General features: G+C 37.3%; 20 protein-coding genes. 4 read left to right on the forward strand and 16 right to left on the reverse strand.

Translation table 11 applies throughout. The features are described 5' to 3' along the window. Positions 1-28: 28 nt before the first annotated feature. The 3 genes from I5776_RS20130 to I5776_RS20140 all read right to left on the reverse strand — a co-directional run bounded on the left by I5776_RS20130 (position 29) and on the right by I5776_RS20140 (position 4424). The gene (locus I5776_RS20130; RefSeq protein WP_202778263.1) at positions 29-880 is read right to left on the reverse strand and encodes a 3-hydroxybutyryl-CoA dehydrogenase; all 852 of its coding nucleotides are present in this window, start codon (positions 878-880) and stop codon (positions 29-31) included. Positions 881-895: 15 nt separating this feature from the next. Then, the gene (locus I5776_RS20135; RefSeq protein WP_202778264.1) at positions 896-2083 is read right to left on the reverse strand and encodes an acetyl-CoA C-acetyltransferase; all 1188 of its coding nucleotides are present in this window, start codon (positions 2081-2083) and stop codon (positions 896-898) included. 226 nt (positions 2084-2309) lie between these two features. Beyond that, positions 2310-4424, reverse strand: a complete 2115-nt coding sequence (locus I5776_RS20140; protein ID WP_202778265.1) for a 4Fe-4S dicluster domain-containing protein — start codon at positions 4422-4424, stop codon at positions 2310-2312. Between the two features lie 487 nt (positions 4425-4911). On the opposite strand from I5776_RS20140, the gene cls reads away from it, so the two are divergent. After that, positions 4912-6111, forward strand: coding sequence for a cardiolipin synthase (cls, locus tag I5776_RS20145; protein WP_202778266.1), 1200 nt, complete (start codon positions 4912-4914; stop codon positions 6109-6111). A 50-nt stretch (positions 6112-6161) separates the two neighbouring features. Here cls and argS read toward each other — a convergent pair whose 3' ends face one another. The 5 genes from argS to speE all read right to left on the reverse strand — a co-directional run bounded on the left by argS (position 6162) and on the right by speE (position 11464). Continuing rightward, entirely contained in the window at positions 6162-7832 is a 1671-nt protein-coding gene (gene argS / locus I5776_RS20150) for an arginine--tRNA ligase (RefSeq protein ID WP_202778267.1), read from the reverse strand. 3 nt (positions 7833-7835) lie between these two features. After that, complete coding sequence (locus I5776_RS20155) at positions 7836-8279, reverse strand: YwiB family protein (protein WP_425490306.1); 444 nt, start codon at positions 8277-8279, stop codon at positions 7836-7838. 272 nt (positions 8280-8551) lie between these two features. Beyond that, positions 8552-9298 (reverse strand): sulfite exporter TauE/SafE family protein, encoded by a 747-nt coding sequence (locus tag I5776_RS20160; RefSeq protein ID WP_202778268.1) that lies wholly within the window; start codon positions 9296-9298, stop codon positions 8552-8554. Positions 9299-9742: 444 nt separating this feature from the next. Next, positions 9743-10615, reverse strand: coding sequence for an agmatinase (speB, locus tag I5776_RS20165; protein ID WP_202778269.1), 873 nt, complete (start codon positions 10613-10615; stop codon positions 9743-9745). Between the two features lie 18 nt (positions 10616-10633). Next, a complete protein-coding gene (speE, locus tag I5776_RS20170; protein WP_202778270.1) occupies positions 10634-11464 on the reverse strand; it encodes a spermidine synthase in 831 nt (276 codons plus the stop codon). A gap of 244 nt (positions 11465-11708) precedes the next feature. Between speE and I5776_RS20175 the strand changes: the two genes are divergently transcribed. Then, on the forward strand, positions 11709-13775 hold the full coding sequence (locus tag I5776_RS20175; protein WP_202778271.1) for a transglycosylase domain-containing protein: 2067 nt from the start codon (positions 11709-11711) through the stop codon (positions 13773-13775). Between the two features lie 165 nt (positions 13776-13940). Here the strand turns inward: I5776_RS20175 and I5776_RS20180 are convergent, their stop codons facing one another. Together I5776_RS20180 and I5776_RS20185 are read right to left on the reverse strand one after the other, a co-directional pair. After that, positions 13941-14450 carry a YwhD family protein gene (locus tag I5776_RS20180; protein ID WP_202778272.1) on the reverse strand — a complete coding sequence of 170 codons (510 nt, stop codon included), beginning with the start codon at positions 14448-14450 and terminating at the stop codon, positions 13941-13943. 15 nt (positions 14451-14465) lie between these two features. After that, on the reverse strand, positions 14466-15119 hold the full coding sequence (locus tag I5776_RS20185; protein WP_425490394.1) for a site-2 protease family protein: 654 nt from the start codon (positions 15117-15119) through the stop codon (positions 14466-14468). A 194-nt stretch (positions 15120-15313) separates the two neighbouring features. Here I5776_RS20185 and I5776_RS20190 point away from each other — a divergent pair, with 194 nt between their 5' ends. After that, positions 15314-15499, forward strand: coding sequence for a 2-hydroxymuconate tautomerase (locus tag I5776_RS20190; RefSeq protein ID WP_202778274.1), 186 nt, complete (start codon positions 15314-15316; stop codon positions 15497-15499). 629 nt (positions 15500-16128) lie between these two features. Here the strand turns inward: I5776_RS20190 and I5776_RS20195 are convergent. Beyond that, positions 16129-16641, reverse strand: a complete 513-nt coding sequence (locus I5776_RS20195) for a YwgA family protein (protein ID WP_202778275.1) — start codon at positions 16639-16641, stop codon at positions 16129-16131. 46 nt (positions 16642-16687) lie between these two features. Further along, on the reverse strand, positions 16688-17989 hold the full coding sequence (locus I5776_RS20200; protein ID WP_202778276.1) for an HD domain-containing protein: 1302 nt from the start codon (positions 17987-17989) through the stop codon (positions 16688-16690). 209 nt (positions 17990-18198) lie between these two features. Between I5776_RS20200 and I5776_RS20205 the strand changes: the two genes are divergently transcribed. Then, positions 18199-18912, forward strand: a complete 714-nt coding sequence (locus I5776_RS20205; RefSeq protein WP_202778277.1) for an RsfA family transcriptional regulator — start codon at positions 18199-18201, stop codon at positions 18910-18912. Between the two features lie 146 nt (positions 18913-19058). Here the strand turns inward: I5776_RS20205 and I5776_RS20210 are convergent, their stop codons facing one another. The 4 genes from I5776_RS20210 to pta all read right to left on the reverse strand — a co-directional run bounded on the left by I5776_RS20210 (position 19059) and on the right by pta (position 25007). Next, positions 19059-21068 (reverse strand): ABC transporter ATP-binding protein, encoded by a 2010-nt coding sequence (locus I5776_RS20210; RefSeq protein ID WP_202778278.1) that lies wholly within the window; start codon positions 21066-21068, stop codon positions 19059-19061. Then, on the reverse strand, positions 21065-22822 hold the full coding sequence (locus I5776_RS20215; RefSeq protein WP_202778279.1) for an ABC transporter ATP-binding protein: 1758 nt from the start codon (positions 22820-22822) through the stop codon (positions 21065-21067). The genes I5776_RS20210 and I5776_RS20215 overlap by 4 nt, the downstream gene beginning before the upstream one ends. Before the next feature lie 339 nt (positions 22823-23161). Then, a complete protein-coding gene (gene lipL, locus I5776_RS20220) occupies positions 23162-23995 on the reverse strand; it encodes an octanoyl-[GcvH]:protein N-octanoyltransferase (RefSeq protein ID WP_202778280.1) in 834 nt (277 codons plus the stop codon). A gap of 40 nt (positions 23996-24035) precedes the next feature. Then, complete coding sequence (pta, locus tag I5776_RS20225) at positions 24036-25007, reverse strand: phosphate acetyltransferase (RefSeq protein WP_202778281.1); 972 nt, start codon at positions 25005-25007, stop codon at positions 24036-24038. Positions 25008-25077: the final 70 nt, after the last annotated feature.

A 25077-nucleotide genomic window follows, 5' to 3' on the forward strand; every position in this document is an offset into this window, starting at 1 on the left:
TGTCTCCCCTTATTTCCTACAAAAATAATTAATGATAAACATAGAAACCTCTACCTGATTTCTTTCCGAGCCATCCGGCTTTTACATATTTTCTTAATAATGGGCAAGGGCGATATTTATCATCCCCGAAACCTTCGTGCAATGTCTCCATAATATATAAACAAGTATCTAAACCAATAAAATCAGCTAGAGTTAAAGGTCCCATCGGATGATTCATCCCGAGCTTCATTACTTCGTCGATCGCTTCTTTTGTAGCAACCCCTTCATACAAGGTAAAAATCGCCTCATTAATCATTGGCATGAGTACCCGGTTAGAAACAAAACCAGGAAAATCATTTACTTCGACAGGAATCTTCGATAACGATTTAGTCATGTCCTCTACTGCCTGATATACTTCATCCGAAGTTGCGAGGCCGCGAATAATTTCAACTAGTTTCATAACTGGGACCGGATTCATAAAATGCATACCAATTACTTTTTCCGGACGATCGGTAGCTGCTGCAATTTCTGTTATAGGTAATGAGGATGTGTTGGAAGCTAGTATCGTATGATTTGGCGCATATTGGTCCAATTCCTTAAAAATTTTACTTTTCACGTCCATATTTTCAACAGCTGCTTCAATAACAATATCAACGTTTTCTGAGTCTTTTAGATTAGTAGACAAAATAAAGTTTGAAAGAATTTTGCTTTTTTCTTCTTCTGTCATTCTTTCTTTAGTTACCTGTCTTGAAAGATTGTTAGTAATGCCACCTAGCCCTTTTTGAACAAATTCTTCTTTTAAATCATTTAAATAGACGGTATAGCCAGCTTGTGCACATACTTGCGCAATTCCAGATCCCATTTGTCCAGCACCGATCACCATCACTTTTTTTATATCCATTTTGAATTCCCTCCTCTAGTTTTTCTTTACTTCGATTAGTACAGCGTCTCCCTGACCGCCACCAGAACAGATTGCGGCTATACCTAATCCACCGCCACGGCGTTTAAGTTCATAAATAAGCGTCAAAATAATTCTTGCCCCACTTGCACCAATCGGATGGCCCAGTGCAATCGCTCCTCCGTTAACATTAACCTTTTCAGGATCTAAATGGGCGATTGTGCTACTTGCCAGTGATACAGCGGCAAATGCCTCGTTTATTTCAAATAAATCAATTTCCTCTGCTGTTTTCCCTGTTTTCTTAAGAAGTTCATTAATGACTAATCCAGGTGTTTGTGGAAAATCTTTTGCCTCAATCGCAATGGCCGTATGACCTACAATAGTTGCTAACGGCTCTAAACTCATTGATTGTGCCTTCTCCTCACTCATCAAAACCATAGCACAAGCACCATCGTTAACTCCCGGTGCATTTCCCGCTGTAATTGTCCCTTCTTTATCAAAAACAGACGGTAATTTCGATAACTTTTCTAAGGTTGTGTCACTTCTCGGTGCCTCATCATGATTCATTAGTAGGGGAGTTCCTTTTCTTTGAGGAATCTCAATTGATACTATTTCCTCTGAAAACTTTCCTTCTTCAATTGCCTTTACTGCACGTTCATGGCTGCGTAATGCCCATGCATCCTGCTCTTGTCTCGAAATATTAAATTCACTAGCTGTTAGGTTTCCATATGAGCCCATATGCACACCAGAGAATGAACAAGTTAAACCATCAAATGTCATTAAATCTTTTAAAGAAGCATCACCCATTCTTAAACCAAAACGGGCATTCGGTAAAATATAAGGTGCATTGGACATGGATTCCATTCCGCCAGCTACAATGATCTCTTCATCACCTAACCGAATAATTTGATCAGCTAATGTTACACTCCGCATTCCAGATGCACATACTTTATTAATTGTTTCTGTCTTTACTTCCCATGGTAGATCTGCTAATCTAGCTGCCTGTCTTGAAGGAATTTGCCCTTGTCCCCCCTGAAGAACAGAACCAAAAATTACTTCATCCACTTTAGCAGGTTCAACTTTTGCTCTTTTCAAAGCTTCTTTAATCGCAATTCCGCCTAATTCAGGTGCGGTAAGGGAACGTAACTTACCACCCAACCTGCCGAAGGGAGTTCTTGCTCCACTCACGATTACTGTCTTTGTCATTTTATTCACTCCTTCAAAGGAAACCTCGGGAAATCGCTTACAAAATTACTGACTGAACGCTCGCTCAACAACATGGTTTATAAAAAGGGACTAAACGTCCCTTTTGTACACTATTCATACTAAATATCTATAAAACTATATTAACTGAAAAACTGAAGGAATTGAAACACTTTATTAAAAATTCCCAATAAATTTTATGTTCCATTTTATCGCAATAGAATATTAATTAAGATGCAAGGGTTTGTTCCGGCTCCCCACAGACCGCTTTTTCAAGCAATTCTGCCACATCATATGTTTTAACCGTTTCTTCTACTTCCTTCGCTTTTGTGCCATCTGAAAGCATTGTTAAGCAATACGGACATCCAGAACTAATGACAGATGGGTTCACTGCCAGTGCCTGTTCAGTCCGGGAGACATTTATACGATGACCCGTATCTTCCTCCATCCACATTAAACCGCCACCGGCTCCACAACACATCCCTTTTTCGCGGTTACGGTCCATTTCAATTAATGTAACACCAGGGATGGCTTTTAAAATTTCGCGGGGTGGATCGTACACATCATTATATCTTCCTAAATAGCAAGAATCATGGAACGTAATTTTTTCATTCACTTCATATTTAGGTTTTAGGCGTCCTTCTTTCACTAATTCATAAAGAAGTTCGGTATGATGATAAACTTCCGCTTCTAACCCAAAGTCAGGATACTCCTTTTTAAAGATGTTATAAGCGTGCGGATCTATCGTAACAATTTTCTTCACTTCATTTTTTTCAAATTCTGAAATATTTTGGCCCGCTAGCTCTTGGAATAAGAACTCATTACCTAAACGGCGAGGAGTATCCCCAGAGTTTTTCTCTTTGTTACCTAAAATTGCAAATTTTACACCCGCCTCGTTAAGAAGCTTCGCAAAAGATAACGCGATTTTTTGACTACGGTTATCAAATGAACCCATTGATCCAACCCAGAATAAATATTCAAATTCTTCGCCAGACTTTTTCACTTCTTTTACAGTTGGTACGTGAACATCTTCACGGGCATCACGCCAATTTTCACGTTCCTTCCGATTAAGTCCCCACGGATTTCCTTGACGTTCGATATTTTGCATCGCACGCTGAGCATCTGCATCCATTTTTCCTTCTGTTAGTACTAGATAACGTCTAAGATCGATAATTTTATCGACATGTTCATTCATAACCGGACATTGATCTTCACAGTTACGGCATGTCGTACAAGCCCATATTTCTTCTTCGGTAATTACATCTCCGATAAGACTTGGAGAGTAATTTAAAGTAGCAGCTGATTCCTCTGCCCCTTGTCCAGCACTTGCTAATGCAATTTGATTTCCTTTTGTGTTAGAAAATGCGAAAGTTGGTACCCATGGTTGTTTGGATGTCACTGCTGCACCATGGTTCGTTAAATGATCCCTTAATTTAATAATCAAATCCATTGGGGAAAGCATTTTTCCTGTTCCTGTAGCCGGACACATATTTGTACAGCGTCCACATTCTACACAAGCATATAAATCAATTAATTGTAATTGGGAGAAGTCTTCGATTTTTCCTACACCGAAAGATTCTTGAGATTCATCTTCAAAATCGATTGATTTCAGTTTTCCTGCTCCATCCAAACGATTAAAGTACACATTTGCTGGTCCAGCTATTAAGTGTGCATGCTTCGATTGTGGTACATAAACAAGGAAAGAAAGAAGGAAAATCAAATGGATCCACCAAGCAATATAGAAAATAATGATCGATGCTGTTTCACCAATCCATCCAAATGCTTGAGCAACAAGCGATGCGATTGGCTCCGTCCATGTTATATCCTCACCGTGCCAAATGATCCCCATTCCATTTCCAATTAACACGGATACCATTAAGCCACCAATAAATAAAAGAACGAGTCCAGATTTGAATCCTCTTTTTAAACGAACTAATTTCTCAATATAACGACGGTAAAATGCCCATACAACAGCAACTAAGATTACGAGTGTGACAATTTCTTGGAAAAATGTAAATCCTGCATATAACGGACCTAACGGTAAGTGTGATTCAGGTGCAAGGCCCTTCCAAATAAAATCAATTGCCCCGAATTGCACAAGAATAAAGCCATAGAAGAACATTACATGGATTGCGCCACTTTTTTTATCTTTCAAAAGCTTTTTCTGACCAAACACATTAACCCAAATCTTTTGTAGACGCTCTTTGACCCGATTATCGAATTCAACCTTTTTGCCTAGCTTAATATATTGAATTCTTGTTTTAACAACATAAACAAATAACGAGATTGCGTAAACGGTTACAAAAAGAAAAGCAATCCAGTTCGCCCAAAGCAACCAAGACATATAATAAACTCTCCCCTCCAAAGAATACCTTTGGGATTTATAACCCCTAAATTTTCTGAATGTTACTTACTTACATTATATAATGAATGAGCATTCAGTCAATGACTTTATTCAAAGTTTTTTGACTTTTATCATAAAATTCTTTCCTTTTATGTACAAGAGTGATGTTAACGCCATCACTCTTTCTTCCTTTACGCTAAATTAGAAAGGACCTCCCGGTGGAGGAATATTATTTCTATGATCATACGGGTTTTTCTCTATATCTTTATTGAATCTCTTTTTTGTATTTGAGCTGTTAAAGAAAAAAATTATGGGGATTACTATGATTAGAAGCAGAAATATCCACCACATATCTTCACCTCCCTAATATTATTATACGTAATTTCATTTGAATTTTCCAAAAATTCATACAAAGGGGCTATTTTTTATGTTTCTCTGAATTATGGAGATACTATTGGAACATTATTTTTTTCGTAGGGAGGAATTTATGCTGACATGGCTATGGATAGTGACTCTGTTTATTCTACTTATCATCGCTTTATGTACAGCTGACTATGTTTTTGGGAAAAGAAATTATTTACGTCATTGTAAAAAGAGAGAATATCCCAAACGGATGGGAGAAATTCACCTGATTACTAGGGGAGATGACTTATTTAATTTATTTTATTCGGACATTAAAGCAGCTAAAACAAGTATTCATATCCTTTTTTATATTGTCAAAGGCGACCAATTTAGTAAGAACTTCTTAGAATTATTAGCGCAAAAGGCAGTTGAGGGTGTAGAAGTTCGATTATTAATGGATTGGATGGGAAGTCATAGTGTATCCAAATCATTGATGAAACAATTAAAAAGTATTGGAGCTGAAGTTGAATTTTGCAATCGACCCCATTTTCCTTTTTTATTTTTTACCCTTCAACAAAGAAATCATCGAAAATGTTCAGTTATTGACGGCAAAATTGGATATGTAGGCGGCTATAATGTAGGCAAAGAATACATTGATAAAGATCCAATTCTCTCTCCTTGGAGAGATTATTGCTTCCGCTTTTTAGGTGAGAGTGTAAAAGATATTCAGCAGGAGTTTTCTATAAACTGGGAAAGGGCAACGAGCCAGCCTTTAACGTTACAATATTCCCCCGAAGCTGTGAATGGATTGATGGTGCATCGTTTTTTTCCAACAGAAGGGAAATATTTGGAGGAAGTAATTTGTGGATTAATTGATTGTGCAAAAGAAAGGATCTATATTGGAACCCCTTATTTTATTCCCTCCAATAAAGTTTTGGAAAGGCTTCTCTTCGCTTCAAAAAGAGGGGTAACGTTAAAAATCCTCGTTCCTGAAAAAGCTGATCATATTTTGGTGAAAGAAGCGTCGTTTCGTTATTTTCGCAGGTTGCTATCTAGTGGGGCTGAAGTGTACCAATATTTGAACGGCTTTTATCATGCGAAAGTGATGATTATTGATCAATCTATATGTCAAACTGGGACAGCTAATTTTGATCGAAGAAGCTTTTTCCTTAATCATGAATTGAATTGTTATATTTATGATCAAGACTTTATTAAGAGAATAACGAAAGTAGTTGAAAAGGATATATTAGATTCACATCAACTTTCCATCGAAGAACTTCATAACACTTCTCTTGGGACTAAAATAAAAGAGTTTTGTGCAAACGCAATGGCAAATATTCTATAGTTTCCTTTACATAAAAAAATCCAATTCATATGAATTGGATTTTTTTGGAATTACATTTTTTCTGGTGCTGATACGCCAATCAATGCTAATGCATTTTTCAATGTGATTTGTACGGATTTAATTAAAGCAAGGCGTGCCTTTGTCAATTCCACATTGTTTTTATCCAATACTTTTTCTGCGTTATAAAAGCTGTGGAAGGTGGACGCAAGATCGTTAATATAGTTAGTGATTCTATGTGGAATACGCTTTTCAGCTGCCTCAGCAATTACTGCAGGGAAATCACCAATTTTCTTTAATACTTCAATCTCTTTTTCCGCTTTTATTAAGTCATATTTTGCATTACTTTCAACTGTAAAACCTTGTTCTTCACCTTGGCGCAAAATACTGCAAATTCTCGCATGTGCATATTGTGCATAATAAACAGGGTTCTCATTTGATTGTGAAACCGCAAGATCCAAATCAAAATCTAAATGAGTATCAGCACTTCTCATTGCAAAGAAGTAACGAACTCCATCCAGGCCAACTTCTTCAATCAAATCGCGCATCGTTACTGCTTTTCCTGTTCGTTTGCTCATTTTCATTTTTTCGCCGTCTTTATATAAATGAACAAGCTGAATAATCTCTACTTCAAGATTATCCGGATTATATCCTAAAGCCTCCATAGCTGCTTTCATACGCGGGATATATCCGTGATGATCTGCTCCCCATACATTAATTAACTTATCAAAACCGCGTTCAAATTTATCATTATGATAAGCAATATCTGGTGTTAAGTATGTATAAGAACCATCATTTTTAATTAATACACGATCCTTGTCATCACCAAATGCAGTTGATCTAAACCAAGTGGCGCCATCTAATTCGTACACATGTCCTCTTTCACGAAGAGCCTTTAACATGGAATCAATTTTTCCATTTTTATAAAGTGACGTTTCTGAGTACCATACATCAAATGGAACACGGAAGTTTTCAAGATCTGTTTTTAACTTTTCCATTTCATACTCTAACCCATATTGACGGAAAAATTCGAAGCGCTCTTCTTCTCCTTTTTTCGTGTATTCATCACCGAATTGTTCAGCAAGCTTCTTGCCAATACCGATAATATCCTGACCATGGTAGCCATCTTCAGGCATTTCCTTATCCAATCCAAGGGCTTGATAATACCGCGCTTCAACAGAACGTGCCAAATTATTTATTTGGTTACCGGCGTCATTAATATAATATTCACGACTAACATCATATCCTGCTTTATCAAGAATATTACATAAAGAATCGCCTACTGCTGCCCCACGAGCATGTCCTAAATGCAAATCTCCAGTCGGGTTGGCAGATACGAATTCAACTTGAATTTTTTGACCTTTCCCTGCATCTGTTTGTCCGTATTGGTCGCCGGCCTCAATAACTGTCGGAATCAGATTTGTTAAATAACTATTATTCATGTAAAAATTAATGAATCCCGGTCCTGCGATTTCAATTTTTTCAATAGAAGCTTTAGATGTATCGAAATGAGAGACAATTTCTTCTGCAATCATTCGAGGGGCTTTCTTTGCTACCCTAGCTAATTGCATGGCCGTATTCGTCGCATAATCACCATGTGATTTATCTTTCGGTGTTTCTAGAATAATTGCAGGAATTTGTTCCTCCGTAGCCAATCCTGCCTTTAACACGGCATTTTTAATTTCACTTTTCACGTTCATTTGGATTTGTTCAACAATATTCATTTTTTATGCCTCCTTATATGCTATCGACATTTCGTATTTTCCGGATGTGGAGCCTTGCATAAGAAGATCGTATGCCAGCTTAATTTGCCCCTCATTCTTCGTCGTTTTTATATGTTCAATTTTTTCCGTTTTCGTTGAAAGTAAAAGTGTGCCAAATGCACTTTCATAGGAACCATTTTTCTCGACATCCATATGGAAATTTATGCGCATTTTAATGGCACCGCTTCGCAAAATAACCGCGTTGTTATCCGCTATTTTAACAATGGTATGTACCGTTCCTTCCTCAACCTCTTCATCGTATTTTAAGAAAAATGCATTTCCTTTTTGATAAAAATTTCCGAAAAGCATTAATTCATAGCTTTCACTTTCTGTATCCTGTTTAATAACTGTCTTTAGGTGAATTTTGACAGGTGTTTGTTGGATCATTCCTTCTGTCAAACGATTCACATCCTTTTTTCTAATAAATATATATTTAGACCTTCAAAGCCAAAGCCGTTCCTTTCCGCTGCAGGCACTTGCTTTCCGTGGGGCTGGCGATGAGCCTCCTCATCGCTTCGCTCTTGCGGGGTCTCATCTGTCCAGCTGATCCCACAGGAGTCAAGTGCCTTCCGCTCCAATCCACTCTGCGTGAATAATATGGGAAAGTATCAATCTTATAGAAAATAGCTGATCATTATAACTTTTTTAAGTATAGAAATAAATCTCAAGAAAATCAATGTCTATACGACGAGAATCAATGCGCTTATGGCTGGTGTTAAGATCATTGCTGTTTTCAAAATTCCTTTAGGAACAAGATTCGTGAATTTAGCACCAAGATAGGCGCCAAGCATCGTTCCTATTAATACTTGAATGAGTAATGTGACATCCAGAAATCCTTCTGATGAAAAGCCGACTCCGCCTCCGATTGCAATCGGAACAATTACGAGCATGGTTGTCCCAACCGATTGTCGAAGGGAAAGCCCCAAAAATGTGAGAAGACCTAATTGAATAAACGGTGTGGAACCAATTCCAAACGTACCCGATAGAATTCCTGTGATAATTCCTAATATGGCGGCTCTCATTAATAGTTTCGTATTTAGTGTCCAAGTTTCATTAGTTACTTCCTTCTTCTTCATAAAAAATAAGCGAATAACTAATAAAATTGCTGAAAGAAAGAGCATTCCACCAGTTAAATAGTGCATATCATCCGTTGGAATAAATGAAGCAATCTTCGAGCCAACAAACGCTCCTACTGCGCCAAAACCACCTACTAGAAGACCCGCTTTCACAGATATATTTCCTTCACGATAGTGGCTAAACGCACCTGATAAACTGGTAAAGGCCATTGCCGTTAAAGAGGTGGCTAATGCGACATGAATAGGTATCTTAAATACAAGTGTAAGAATAGCGATGATAAATCCTGAACCACCTGCTCCAATAAACCCTAGTATTGCTCCTAGTACAAGCATCGTTAACACAATTGCCATTCTTGCCACTCCTATCGCGTTTAAATACTTTAAATTATCCTTATGATTACTAGAATATTATACCTTATTTCCTTTTGCGAACTAAAGCCGTTTTTGGAAAAGGACTATTTCATTAAGAGATGGAATAGTATTTATATGATTTTTAAATAAGGGGATGGAGGATTGCTATTTTTAAATATCTGTTTATAGTCGGTGTACTATGTTTTACAATTATACGTACATTAATTAAGGAGCCTAAAAAGAAATAGAGGATTACGATCCGAAGATACTTTTAAGCTTAAGTTTATTCCTATAGATGATTCCTCATTTAAATGGTATGTTCTCTTTTCAAAAGGAACTATACGTTTCAAAGAAAAGGGCGGAAAAATAAACGAGGTAAAAGGATTAAATATTGCAGGCTGGTGGATGATAACTGAAGAAAAAGGATCCTCTCAATGAGGATCCTTATTTCACCCAACCAAGTATCATTTCACGAATCAACTTACTTGCCGTATTTGCCGTTTGTTCTGACGAATCATAGATAGGAGCTACTTCTACTAAATCTCCACCTACGACCTTCACTTGTGAACGTGCTATTTCATGGATTGATGCCAGCAATTCTTTTGAAGTAATCCCACCACAATCGACTGTTCCTGTTCCAGGTGCGTGTGCAGGGTCTAGAACATCAATATCAATTGTTACGTAAACCGGACGACCAGCAAGCTTGGGTAATACTTGTTTCAATGGTTCAAGTACTTCAAATTTAGAGATGTGCATTCCATTTTCTTTTGCCCATTTAAACTCTTCCTTCATTCCAGAACGAATTCCGAAAGAATATACATTTTTAGGACCAATTAATTCGGCCGCTTTTCTGATCGGGGTAGAATGGGAAAGTGGCTCTCCTTCATATTCAGAACGCAAATCTGTGTGTGCATCCATATGAATAATCGCGAGATCGGGGTACTTTTTGTACATCGCTTTAATAACTGGCCACGAAACGAGATGCTCCCCGCCCATTCCTAAAGGAAATTTATTATCTTTTAATAAACCATCGATGTATTCTTCAATAAGATCAATACTCCGCTGAGGGTTTCCGAAAGGCAACGGAATATCACCTGCATCGAAGTATTTCACCTCTTCCAATTCTCGGTCTAAATATGGACTATACTCTTCTAAGCCAATTGAGACTTCTCTTATCCGCCCTGGACCGAAACGTGAACCTGGTCGGTAGCTAACTGTCCAATCCATTGGCATTCCATAGATAACCGCTTCGCTTTCCTCATAGTTCGGATGGCTTTTAATAAACACATTTCCTGAGTAAGCTTCATCAAATCGCATATGTGTACCTCCTCTTTTTTATTCAGTTAAATCCTTAACAAACTTAGGCAGTACAAATGCTGCTTTATGAAGTTCTTTCGTATAGTATTTTGTTTCAATGTCATGGAATCGATCTTCACTTACTTCAAGTGGATCATATTTTTTTGATCCAACTGTAAATGTCCACATGCCACTTGGATATGTTGGAACATTTGCGATATATAGACGAGTAATTGGGAAAATTTCCTTTACATCTTTTTGTACTTCGCGAATTAAATCAGCTTTAAACCAAGGATTGTCTGTTTGAGCAACGAAAATACCGTCTTCTTTTAATGCTTTTGAAATACCTGCATAGAATCCTTTTGTAAACAAATTGACTGCTGGTCCGACTGGTTCTGTTGAATCAACCATAATTACATCATATTCGTTTTCGCTTTTCGCAATATGCATGAAACCATCATCGACTTGAACATCAACACGAGGATTTTCTAGTTCGCCTGCGATTTCAGGTAAAAATTTCTTGGAATACTCAATAACCTTGCCGTCAATATCCACAAGTGTTGCTTTTTTTACACTTGGATGCTTCAAAATTTCACGAATTACCCCGCCATCTCCGCCACCAACAACAAGAACATTTTCGGGATTTGGATGGGTAAACAATGGAACATGTGCCACCATTTCATGGTAGACGAACTCATCTTTTTGTGAAGTCATCACCATATCATCCAAAAGAAGCATATTACCCCATTCAACAGTTTCAACCATATCTAACTTTTGAAATTCCGTTTGTTCTGTATGTAAAGTTTGCTTAATCTCCATTGTAATTCCAAAATGATCAGTTTGTTTTTCAGTAAACCATAGTCCACCCATTGCAATCTTCCTTCCTATTATAAATATTAGCGTCCATTAATAACTCACTACTAACTCATTTTTCCCTAAGACACTAAATACAAACATGAGAAAAAGTATAGTGAATTCTGGCAAAATTGCAAGAAAAACTTTCATTCACTTATTAAAATTATTCCTATCAAAAAATTCTTTTTGCATGTTTAAAAAAGAGGTTGTTTTTTCATACTGATACAATAGGCATTTTTAGAAGTTTGAGGTGAACGTCATGGAAACAATGACAAATCCAAAAATACAAAAGTCAAAGCGCTTTTTAAGACTATCATTATTTGTCTTACTTATTGTTCTAACCATATCTATCGTTTCTATAGCTGGAATTTTAATATATGCAAAAATATTAGGTCCTCCCCCTCTTTCTGTCCCACAATCAACTCTATACTATTCAAATGATGGCACTCTAATCGGAGAAAGTAGTAACGGGGATAAAAGATATTGGGTTGATCTAGACGATGTATCAGAAGACGTAATCAATGCGACTATATCCATTGAGGACCAAAACTTCTATTCACACCATGGATTTGATTACAAACGAATAGCGGGTGCAGTATTAGCAGATATAAAAGCGATGGAAAAAGTGCAAGGCGCTAGTACGATTTCACAACAATATGCAAGAAACCTCTTTTTAACGCTCGATAAAACATGGAAGCGAAAAATTTCCGAGGCTTTTTATACACTTAGATTAGAAATGAATTATGATAAAAAGGAGATTTTGGAAGGCTATTTAAATACGATTAATTATGGTCATAAAGCTTATGGAATCGAAGCGGCCAGTCAATTTTATTTTGGAAAAAAGGCAAAGGAACTTAGTCTGGCAGAGTCTGCTATGCTGGCTGGAATCCCAAAAGGCCCTAATATCTATTCACCTATTGGTCATTTTGATCGGGCGAAAACTAGACAAAAAATTATTCTACAGTCAATGGTTCATAATGGTTTTATTACACAAAAAGAGGCCGACAAAGCAGCAAGCAAAAAGCTAAATATTATCGGCGAACATTCCTCTTTGCAAACAACGGTCGCCCCCTATTTTCAAGATACGGTGAAACATCTTTTAAAAACAAAAATTGGTCTTGATGATCGAACAATTGATTTAGGTGGTCTTCATGTATTCACAACATTAAATACTGATCAACAGAAAATTGCGGAACAAGTAATTGAGGAAACAATTTCCGGGAATTCCAATATCCAAGTAGGATTTGCAGCTATGGATCCTAACACTGGCTTTGTTTCAGCATTGGTTGGCGGGAGGAAATATGAAGATAGTCAATATAATCGTGCTGTTCAAGCTATTCGCCAGCCAGGCTCGACCATCAAACCATTACTGTATTATGCGGCTCTAGAAAAAGGGTTTACCCCAACGACAATGATGAAAAGCGAACCGACTACTTTTCATTTTGATGATGGTAATAAAGAGTACACACCACATAATTTTAATAGTAAATATGCGAATGATGAAATTACGATGGCACAAGCACTTGCACTTTCTGATAATGTATTTGCTGTGAAAACACATTTATTTTTAGGAGAAGATGTTCTCGTCCAAACAGCCAAGCACTTTGGAATACAGACAAAAATGTCTAAAGTTCCTTCTTTAGCTTTAGGAACATCTGGTGTTCGTGTTATTGATATGGTAAACGCTTATAGCTTATTAGCAAATGGCGGTAACCAAGTGGAGCCTGTCTTTATTACAAGGGTAGAAGATTACCAAGGGAAGGTTATATATCAGTATGAACCACCTAGGGGGCAAATTCTTGATCCAAAGCTTGCGTTCATTATGGATCAAATGATGACGGGCATGTTTGATAAAAAGTTAAATGGGTACTCGAGCGTCACAGGGTCAACGATCGCTAGTCAAATAACAAGGCAATATGCAGGTAAATCGGGGTCAACTGATACCGACAGCTGGATGATTGGGTTTGCTCCACAGCTCACTGCGGGAATATGGACTGGATATGATCAGGGGAACCAAATTACACTAAATGCAGATAAACTATATGCCAAAAACATCTGGGTTCGATTTATGGAAAAGTCCCTTGAAGATCAGCCGATCAAAACTTTTAAACAACCAAAAGGTGTAATTGCTGTTCCAATCGACCCGGAAAGCGGAAAAATTGCAACTGATGACTGTCCAGTTTCTCGAATAACCTATTTCATCGAGGGAACAGAGCCTACTGATTATTGTGATAAACACGTTAATGAGGGAAACATGTTGGAGCTCGATAAAAGGAAACAAAAGGAAAACAAAAGCTGGTTTAAACGGTTCTTTAGATGGTTTTAAAGTTGTTTACAAGTAAATGAAAAAACTCGGGGTGTGCGTCCCCGAGTTTTTTCGTGTCCTAGTTTGTATATGCAAACCATCAATTCTAGTTTACTTATTTTCCATTAAATCAGCAAGTCACTGCAAATAAATTCAAACAAATGTCACAATTTGTCCACATTTTCTTTATTCCGAAGCCAAACCTTTTTTTAACTCTTCACTAGATAGTTCCCACATCTTTTCATCGTGAGTTTTCAAGAAGTCTTCCAGTATTTTTTTAGATTTGACATCCATATGATCGACAATAATATGACGTTTTAATGATTTATCTAAGCGATTTACATGCTCTGGCAATGATTTATACCCACGTCTCGCTTCTTTATTTACGGTCATTTCACAAGCAGTCACACCTGCAAAATACGGTCCTTCTTCTTTTCTGTCAATTGTCACCCAAACTAACCAATAAGGCTTTGCCCCTTCTGGTACATCCTCGCGATTAGGTAAAAATTTCACCCTTTTCTCAACAGAACTTCGTGCATGCATAGCACCAATATCAACAAAGGCTTCTCCTTCTTCTACATCTACAAATACAGGTGATACATTTTCTAAACTTAATGATCCAATTCCGAATCCTCGGTGACCATCTGTAGGATCGTTTTTAATAATATTGAATTCTAGCTTTTTCTTCCCTTCCATTACGATACCTCCTGACTACATAAACATTGAAAAAATTGTTTGAAAGCTAGATAGAAAAAAATTACTAACTTTTTGCATCAACGGAAAAATGGTGTATTCATCTAATGGTGTCACAATAATAATTAGAAATACTAAAATACTATATTGTTCAAATTGTGTCATTTTTGCCCGGATGGTAGGGCTCACTAAGTCTTCCACAATTCTATACCCATCTAGTGGTGGAAGGGGAATTAAATTGAATACAAATAACATCATGTTTAGTTGAATAAAAATATTTAAAAAATCCATGATGAAACTAGATGCATTCGTCCATGATCCCGAAGAAATTAAAAAATAGAAAACCCCGTATCCTATAAATGCCAATAATAAGTTACTTAGTGGTCCCATAATCGAAACTAATATCCCTGCAGCTCTCGGGTTTTTAAAATGGCGACGATCGACAGGTACTGGACGTGCCCAACCAAATCCAGCAATTAAAATAAGAATCGTCCCAAATGGATCAAGATGCTGAATCGGATTCAGTGTTAAACGACCTTGATCTTTAGCAGTCGGATCGCCAAATTTATAAGCCGTATATGCGTGGGCAAATTCATGCACGGTAAAAGCAATTAATAATGTAATAACTACAAACGGTAGATACTCAATTGGATATTTCAAAATACCGGACAAAAAATTAATCAATTGATCCACAATCAAACCCCTTTTTCAATCATTCTATTCATTCTAACTATTAGTATACAACAATCCAATGATAAATTCCTTGTAGTGGAACTGATTTTGCTAATATCCCTTGCATGCCCTTTCATAAAGCAATACACTTTGTATTGTAAATACTATTTTTCATAGAAGGAGTTGTCGGTTGTATGCCATATATTACAGTAAAAATGTTAGAAGGTCGTACAGAGGAACAAAAAAAAGCATTGGTAGAAAAGGTTACGGATGCTGTTAGTGAAACTGCTGGCGCGCCGAAAGAAAATATCGTAGTTTTTATTGAAGAAATGTCAAAAAATCACTATGCAGTAGGTGGAAAAAGATTAAGTGACAAGTAAAAAGAACCGGGCATGCCCGGTTCTTTTCAGATTAATATGAAACATTACATATAAAATCACTAAAAGGTAATAGAAATTGGTAGTTTCCTGTTCAATCGGTTTGCCTTTGGTTGCTTGCGGTACCATGGGCGGTGATGGGACTGCTCTATCGGCTTGCTTTTGGTTCCTGCGGGACCATGGGCGGCGGTACCACTCCTCTATCGGATTGCTTTTAGCTCTTGCGGGACCATGGGCGGCGGTGCCACTCCTCTATCGGATCGCTTTTGGCTCTTGCGGGACCATAGGCGGCGGTGCCACTCCTCTATCGGATCGCTTTTGGCTTCTGCGGGACCATGGGCAGCGGTACCACTCCTTTATCGGATTGCTTTTAGCTCTTGCGGGACCATAGGCGGCGGTGCCACTCCTCTATCGGATCGCTTTTAGCTCTTGCGGGACCATGGGCGGCGGTGCCACTCCTCTATCGGATCGCTTTTGGCTCTTGCGGGACCATAGGCGGCGGTGTACCCTGCCCTATCGGTTCGGTTCGCCTCTTCTTCTCACGGGACCATTGCCGATGTATGTTTGTTCCATTAGATTGACCCTTCATTCTATTAATTCCTTATTTTTTAATAAAAACAAATAGCTAAGCCTTATTCCCGCGGCTTAGCTATTTGTTTTAACGACTCAATATACTGGTATGCTTCAGTAATTTCCGACTCACTATAATTCTGTTTTGCTTTAACTGTTTGGACTTTCTCGATAACCTCTTGCTGAGGAAGATTATCAAAATAAAGAACTGTAGATACCAACTCCAAAAAACGAGAATTTTGTTCGTTCATATTGACTAAACATTCATCTAAATGCGGAACCTTTGTTTCATACATATTTAGAAACTCTTTGCCACTTTCAGTGATTGTATAACGATATTGAAAGTATCCACCCTTTTTTTCCTTCACTTCTTCAATAAAACCTAAATTAGTAAGTTCCTCTACCCGCAGAGTTAACTCCTCTGAATAAGGACCATAAAAGTGAAATTGAAATCTTTCTTGAAAAGGAAAATCTAACTTTTTCGATATATAAATCATCTTTTGTAACTTTTTCCGTCCGATAATCTCTCCCGAAGCTGCAAGTGCCCCCATCAATCTAACATGATCATTTAACAAAGAAACTCATCTCCCGCTTAATAAAAACTTATTTATCGTGATTCAACTATATACTCTCTAGTATGGAGCGAATCTTCTGCTTTATTTCGCTATTCATCTTGTCATCATGAATAAAGTCAGCTGGATAATATAATTTATGATCGGTTCTGCGCTTTCCTGAAATAGCATCAACAATGTCAGACGCCCTAGATAACTCTCGTAATTCTCCATTTGACTTTAATAAATGAATAGGAAGTCTTTCCTCTTCTTCGCCTGGGCGATAAAAATCATATGGAAGGTCGGATGAAGAATCCACAACTAAATAATAGTTAGGGTCTATTCCTGCCTCTTTAAACAGGTTTTCTAATGTACTATGTACCTTGAACTGTTTAGCTGGATCAAAGTCAACATATTTAAATAAGTTTCTATTCACAAATCTTGTACATAAATCACTTAAAATTGAATCATCTTCATCTTGCCACATTTGAAAATAATATAATATGACATTTTCATCTAATTTTAAATAGTCTTCTAATGTCATTTCATCCTCAAAAAGGGAATAAAAATGAACTGGATGTTGTTTAAATGAATAATATTCATCATGCAATTGCTTCGCACGATGCAAAATTTTCGTTAAAATCACTTCTGCGCTTCGTGTTACCGGATGAAAGTAGATTTGCCAGTACATTTGATAGCGACTCATAATATAGTCCTCGACTGCATGCATTCCGCTGTACTTAAAGACAACTTGTTCTTCACGCGGCCTCATTACTCGTAATAGCCTTTCTATATCAAAGTGGCCGTAACTAACTCCTGTAAAATAGGCATCCCTAAGTAGGTAATCCATCCGATCGGCATCAAGCTGGCTCGAAATTAAACTAACAACTAATTTATTTTCATAAGTTTTAGCAATGACTTCAGCCACTTTTTTCGGAAAGTCGGGACTTACTTTAGCCAATACTTTGTTTACTTCAGTGTTTCCGACAATAATCTTCTGTGTAAATTCCTCATGATCAAGTTGAAATACCTTTTCAAAAGAATGTGAAAATGGACCATGTCCTAAATCATGCAAAAGAGCCGCACACAAGGTAAGGAGACGATCCTCACTGTTCCATTCTTTTCGGCCATCAAAAACATCATCAATAATTCTTCTAATAATTTCATAAACACCTAGGGAATGATTAAATCGACTGTGTTCCGCACCGTGGAATGTAAAATAAGTGGTTCCGAGCTGACGAATTCGACGTAGACGTTGAAATTCCTTTGTAGCTACTAAATCCCATATCACCCTATCTCTTACATGGACATAGCGGTGAACAGGATCTTTAAAAACCTTTTCCTCGCTTAACTTCTGTTTAGAATATTCCATGTCTGACCCTCTTCCTAGACTATCTTTTTTATATTATATCCTTCTTCTTTTTAATATGAAAGATGTTGATTTTCGTATTCATTTTACAGCTTCAACATGCTAATTTGAGAAACTATTATATTTTTTACAATATTGGTATAAAAGATGTTCCTTTTGTCCATCCTTTGAGTATTGGGGAAAGTTAATAATGAATATGGGAGTTGAGAAGTATGAAAGAGCGTCAAGATGCTTGGACAGAAGAAAATGATTTACATTTAGCAGAAACTGTTTTGCGACATGTACGTGAAGGAAGTACTCAGCTAAATGCGTTTGAAGAAGTTGGTGACAAGTTAAATCGAACATCTGCAGCGTGTGGATTTCGTTGGAATGCTGTTGTGCGCCATGATTATGAACAGGCTTTACAACTGGCAAAAAAACAACGAAAACAGAGACAGCGGTTACTTGGGAAAGACCAAGGCGGTAAGAAAAAACTACTCTATCAACCACCTACTCCATCCTTTGAGGAAGTAGAAGATACACCTTTAGAAACTATTAATCAAGAATTTGCTGAAGACATGGATGTTGTTCAAACACCAATTGTGACGAAATCTGCGCCGATTAGTAATAACAATGGAGAATTAAATCTCCAAAAAGTAATTAGTTATTTACAATACCTAAATAGTACCCAGTTCCAATCAACCATTTTAAAAAGTGAGAATGCAAGAATAAAACGTGAAAACTCGGAACTAAAGCATCAAAATGAAGAACTTCAAAAACGAATTCGTGATTTAGAAAAGAACTCTGTGACAATGCAAGAAGATTATGAAACAATGATGAAAATCATGAACAGAGCAAGAAAACTTGTCCTATTTGAAGAAGATGAGCCTTCGACTTCTACGTTTAAAATGGACAGAAACGGAAACCTGGAGAAACTGGCGGAATAATATAGAAAAGCAAACATGAGCCGAAGGTAGTGCCCGTTTTTCGGGACTCTTCGGGATTTGAGTAGATAAACCAATGAGCAATAGTGACAAATAGAAAAGCACAACTTTTACCTAACAGGTGAAGTTATGCTTTTCTATTTTTTAGATTAGCCAACCTTTTTCATTTGCTGAAGCTGATACATTTGATAGTATTTTCCCTTTAGCTCCATTAGTTCGTCATGATTGCCTTTCTCTACAATTTCTCCTTTGTCTAAAACAAGAATTTGATCGGCATTGCGGATTGTTGATAAACGATGTGCGATAATAAAGGTCGTTCTTCCTTTTTTTAACACATCCATTGCCTTTTGAATAATTGCCTCTGTTTCTGTATCAATATTAGAAGTTGCTTCGTCCAATATGAGAATCGCTGGATTAAAGGCAAGTGCTCGTGCAAATGAGATCAGCTGTCTTTGCCCGGATGAAAGTGTGCTTCCCTTTTCGACTACGGGTTCATCAATCCCATTTTCCAAGTTTTTCAACACCTTATCTGCCCCAACATCTTTCAACGCCTTTTCTACTATTTCACGTGATATGTGCGGGTCATCTAGACTAACATTCGAAGCTATCGTTCCAGTAAATAAATATGGGTCCTGCAGAACGATGGCCATATGCTCTCTTAAACTTTGTGTCGACATATCTTTTATATTGACACCATCAATCTTTATTTCCCCTCTTGTACAATCGTAAAATCGGAATAATAGGTTCATAATCGAGCTTTTGCCTGAACCAGTATGTCCTACTAACGCAACCGTTTCTCCGCACTTTGCATCGAAAGTAATGTCTTTTAAAACATCGTTATTTTCTTTGTAGCCAAAGTGAACATGATCAAAAGTCACATTTCCTTGATACCTTGGAATTCTTTGATCATTTACTGCCGTTCCTTTTTCATCAAGCAATTCGAAAACCCGCTCACCAGCAACCAGTGCTTGCTCCAGTTTCGCCAATTGATTGACAACCCCTGTAACCGGCTGGAACAAGCGATTAATATAATCAACGAAAGCATATAGAACACCCAATGTAACGAATGAACCGACACCGATCGAGCCTCCGCCAAAGTACCAAATGAAGGCGACAAATGTAATATTCCTTAACACGCCGACTAGATTGTGGGAAGTAAGGGCATCTAAACTTAGCATTTTATTTTGAAACTGAAAATGGGTCTGATTAAGCTCCTCAAACTCGTCTTTCATTTTCTCTTCACGGCGGAATGCTTGAATAATATTCATTCCTTGAATAGATTCATTGATTGTTGCATTAATTTCGCTTACTTTTGAACGAATAACCTGATTATATTTCGATGCGTATTTACGATAGATAATGATCCATAGATAAAGTAATGGCAATAGCAATAAACAAATCATTGCTAATTTTACATTTAAAATAAACAGCGCAATGTATATCCCTGTGATATAGATCGTACTAGTAAAAAATGTAGCTAAAACCGTTACATAAAGCTCACGAATCGCTTCGGTATCATTAGTAATTCGCGAAACGACCTTCCCGGCAGGTAAATTATCAAAATAGCGAATTGGTAAACGTTGAATATGACCAAATATATCTGTTCGCATTTTTTGAATAATACGGTTCGCTGCTTTCTGCAAATAATAATGCTGTCCATATTGGAATAAGGAAGCACTTAATAATAGACCAAAATAAAAGAGAATCAGTCGAATAATTCTTGGTATCTCAGGATTGTAAAAATTTAATAGCTGAGTTGTAGATATTTTTTGAACGTTTATTTTTTGTATAGCCTCACCCTTTTTAATCGTGACTACTCCATTTCGATAAGTCCGATCACCATCAAATTGAATGGCATCATTGGTAAAATAAAAATCTTTCCCAACTTGTAGAATTCTAATTTCGTTCCCTTTTGTTTCGCCTTTTTTAAAATACTTTTCCCGTTTGTAATACTTCCCATTATATAGAACAGCATCTTTCCCCTTTTCCGTTTCGAACCAAGGGGACTCAATTCCCAATACATGTGAATCAATCATTTGTTTCGCGATAAATGGGCCTGTAAGCTCCGCACCTACAGAAAAGGCAAGCATGAGAAGGGCTATGATAATGAACTTTTTATAACTCATTGCATATTGTACTAATCTTTTTCCAACGTTCACAATACCATCTCCTTGCTTTCCGAAGACTCCAGCTGTTGGCGCTCATATTGTTCAAGGTACCAACCTTCTTCTTGGACTAATTCATTATGTGTTCCTTCTTGAATGATTTCCCCATCATCTAAAACAAGAATCCAATCGGCATGCTCTACTGCTGAAAGACGATGAGTGGTAATAATCGTTGTTTTCCCATTTCGCTCCTTTTGAATATTTTCGATAATATTTGTTTCTGTTTTTGCATCAACTGCTGATAAAGAATCATCCAAAATTAAGATTTCCGGATTTTTAATTAATGCCCGTGCAATTGAAATTCTTTGCTTCTGTCCTCCAGAAAGTGCAACTCCTTTTTCACCTACTAACGTCTCTAACCCTTCCGGTAAAAGCGCTAAATCTTTACGAAAGTAAGCTAAATCAATAGCATCTTGAATCTCCTTTTCTCCTGCTTCCGGATAGCCAAATAAAATATTTTCTTTAATTGTCCGAGAAAAAAGAACATGATCTTGCGGGACATAGCCAATCCAATCTCGTACTTGCTCCTTCGTTTGTTGGCTAATTTCAACACCTGAAAAGGCAAATTTACCATTACCTTCTTTGTATTCTCTAAGAAGCTGCTTAATAAGTGTCGTTTTGCCGCTTCCTGTTTTCCCGACAATTCCAAGTGTATTTCCACGACTAAGATCTAAATGAATATTTTTTAAGTTTTTCACTGTAGAAGTTGGATATTGAAACTCATAATTGTTAAATTCAATTGTATTAGGATGATCTACTATAATCGGCTTTTCAGGGTTTGTAACATCTTCTTTCGCTCTTAATGTCTCCTCCACCCGATCCAAAGAAGCACTACCTCTTTGCATTAAGTTCATCAATTCTCCAATTGCAAACATTGGCCAAATTAGCATTCCCAAATAGACATTAAAGGACACTAGGTCCCCAAGTGTAATTGCCTGATGAAACACAAGATACGCTCCATACCCTAGACCAATTAAATAACTCATCCCGGTTAATACTTTAATCGTCGGGTCAAACAAGGAATCTATCTTTGCTACTTTCATATTTTTTGCATACACATCTTCTGTCATTTCGTGAAATCGCTTCTTATCCGCCCGTTCTTGAACATAGGCACGAATTACTCTTACACCGGCTACCGATTCTAATACTTTATCGTTTAGATCACCAAATGAATCTTGTGCTTCAATAAAACGTTCATGAATTTTCTTTCCATAAATGGTCATTAACACCGCCATTATTGGCAGCGGCAAAATGGCTGCTAGTGTGAGCTTCCAACTAATCAGTACACTCATCGTAAACAGAATCGTAAGCATAAAGACAGTAGAATCGATTAACGTTAAAATGCCGAATCCCGCCGTGATCGAAACGGCCTTCAAATCATTTGTTGCACGAGCCATTAAATCACCGGTTCGGTTTTTTTCATAAAATGCAGGAGTCATCTTAAAAAAGTGACCCATTAAACGCGAACGCAACTTCCTTTCTACTAGATATGCCCCGCCAAACAACTGATACATCCATACATACGTAATACCATAAGAGACGACTGTAATAAGGAATAAATAAAATAGATAACGAAGAATCCCGCTCCAAGTCAAATTTCCCAGGTGGATATTATCGATTGCCATCCCAACCAGTTTCGGGGGGATTACATCTAATATTCCAACGATAGTTAATAATAAAATTGCAATGACATACCTCTTCCACTGTTCTTTAAAAAACCAGCGGAGCTTCCATAAAACGCGAAACATCTCCATCACCACCCAATTTGTTCAAAATAAAAATGGGCAGCTGCACTAAGCAGCTGCCCACCATATACTACGGCACTTATACAGTACTGTAGCAAGACAACAAAAAAGCACAGAAAACGATACGCCTCCTGTGCTTTTTATTATCAAAAATAATAAAAGTCCCGTTCAATAAATCCCTTGCTTCAGGCAGGTTGCGTGATATATTAAATTAGTTCGTTCTTTGTTGACCAAATTCATGTATATCATCACAATACCTCCCTCGCTTTCTGTTTATTTGGTAATACTTTGTTAGATTACCATCATTTAAATTGTGTGTCAATTGCTAATTTTTATAATAGACTAAACAAATTTTTCATTTCTTTCGACAATCCGCTTGTAGTAATCCTCATACCACACAAGTTCATCCCCACTTAAAGGTTCAGTAAACATTTCCCCGCTCATATCCTTAAGGCTGTTAAGAAAACGGAGCATAACATCTTGTATTGTCATTTGGACTTTTAATAATTCTGAAAGAGATGCCATTACCTCTGGATTGATTGTAGGGTAAACCCATTTTGTTTCAATCCCTTTTCTTGCCTTTTCATAAAACTGCTGAACGAGTTTCGCCCGCTCTTGACCATTTCCAGTGATACACAGGTAGATTTGAACAGCTACTCCTTTTCGGATACGGCGTTGAGAAATACCAGCAAATTTTTTCCCATCTATGCTTAAGTCATAACTGCCTGGACAATATGAACCAACAATTTCTCTCGCTTCTATGTTCGTATCATAGTCTGAAAACATATGCTTGATTAGCGCCCACATCGCTTCATATCCTTTATTAATATCGATTCCTTTTTCAGTATCAGGAATAATGAGAGACAGGTTAAGTACTCCCTCATCCAAAACAACTGCCAATCCTCCAGAATTGCGCACAATATAACGATAGCCCTGTTCCTCTAAATAAGTTAACCCATCCTCTAAAAAAGGAAGCCTTGTATCCTGGATGCCTAAAACAATTGTTTGATGATGTACCCATGCCCTCGCTGTTGGTGACGAAAATCTCGAACCAACAGAGGTACAAAGAGTATCATCCATTGCAAATGACTGCAAAGCCTCAAACTGTGGCCCTAAGCTGGATTGATCAATAATTCGCCATCTATCTTGCTTTAATAATGATAATGCTTGCTCCATTCTCCTTCTCCTTCATGCAACCTTATAATTCAACTATATTTTACAAGACTTGGGCCGCAGTGATAAGTGCAAGCTTATAAACATCCTCTGCATTGCATCCCCTTGAAAGATCATTAACCGGTGCATTTAATCCTTGTAATATTGGACCAACTGCTTCAAATCCACCTAATCGTTGAGCAATTTTGTAACCAATATTACCTGCTTCAAGGCTTGGGAAAATAAAGACATTCGCATCTCCTTTTATGACGGAATCTGGGGCCTTTTTCTGTGCTACTGATGGAACAAAGGCAGCATCAAATTGAAACTCTCCATCTAGGACAAGATTTGGTTCACGTTCCTTTGCAATTTGTACCGCTTCTGTTACTTTTTCCGTTTCAGGTGATTTAGCTGATCCTTTCGTAGAGAAACTTAACATTGCTACCTTTGGTTCTATATTAAACATTTTTGCTGTTTTTGCACTTTCGATAGCAATTTCAGCCAAATCTTGATTATCAGGTGCAATATTGATCGCACAATCAGCAAAAACATATTTTTCATCATTACGAACCATAATGAAAACACCAGAAGTTTTTTGAACGCCTTCCTTTGTCTTAATAATTTGTAAGGCAGGTCGAACGGTATCTGCAGTTGAATGTGCGGCACCACTCACTAATCCATCTGCCTTTTTCATATAGACAAGCATCGTTCCAAAGTAGTTTTCGTCCAACAGTATTTTACGTGCATCTTCCTCGGTTGCCTTCCCTTTTCTTCGTTCAACAAAGGAACGGACCATTTCATCCATTTCTACATATGTATTTGGACTAAGGATGTTCACACCTTCTAAAGAAATATCTAACTTTTTTGCTTCATCCTTTATTTTTTGTTCATCGCCTAATAAAATTGGTTTAATGATCTTTTCTTTTGCTAAACGACCAGCAGCCGTTAGTATTCTTTCATCTATACCTTCAGGAAAAACGATTGACAAGCCTTTACCGTCTAGTTTTCCTTTTAAGTCTGTAAATAAATCACTCATGTTATATCCTCCTACTTTTTTATTAGCATATCCAAATGTATCATATTTTTTTAAACCAAAAAAACCCTTT

Origin of the sequence: Heyndrickxia vini, assembly GCF_016772275.1 — a bacterium.
GTDB lineage: Bacteria > Bacillota > Bacilli > Bacillales > Bacillaceae_C > Heyndrickxia > Heyndrickxia vini.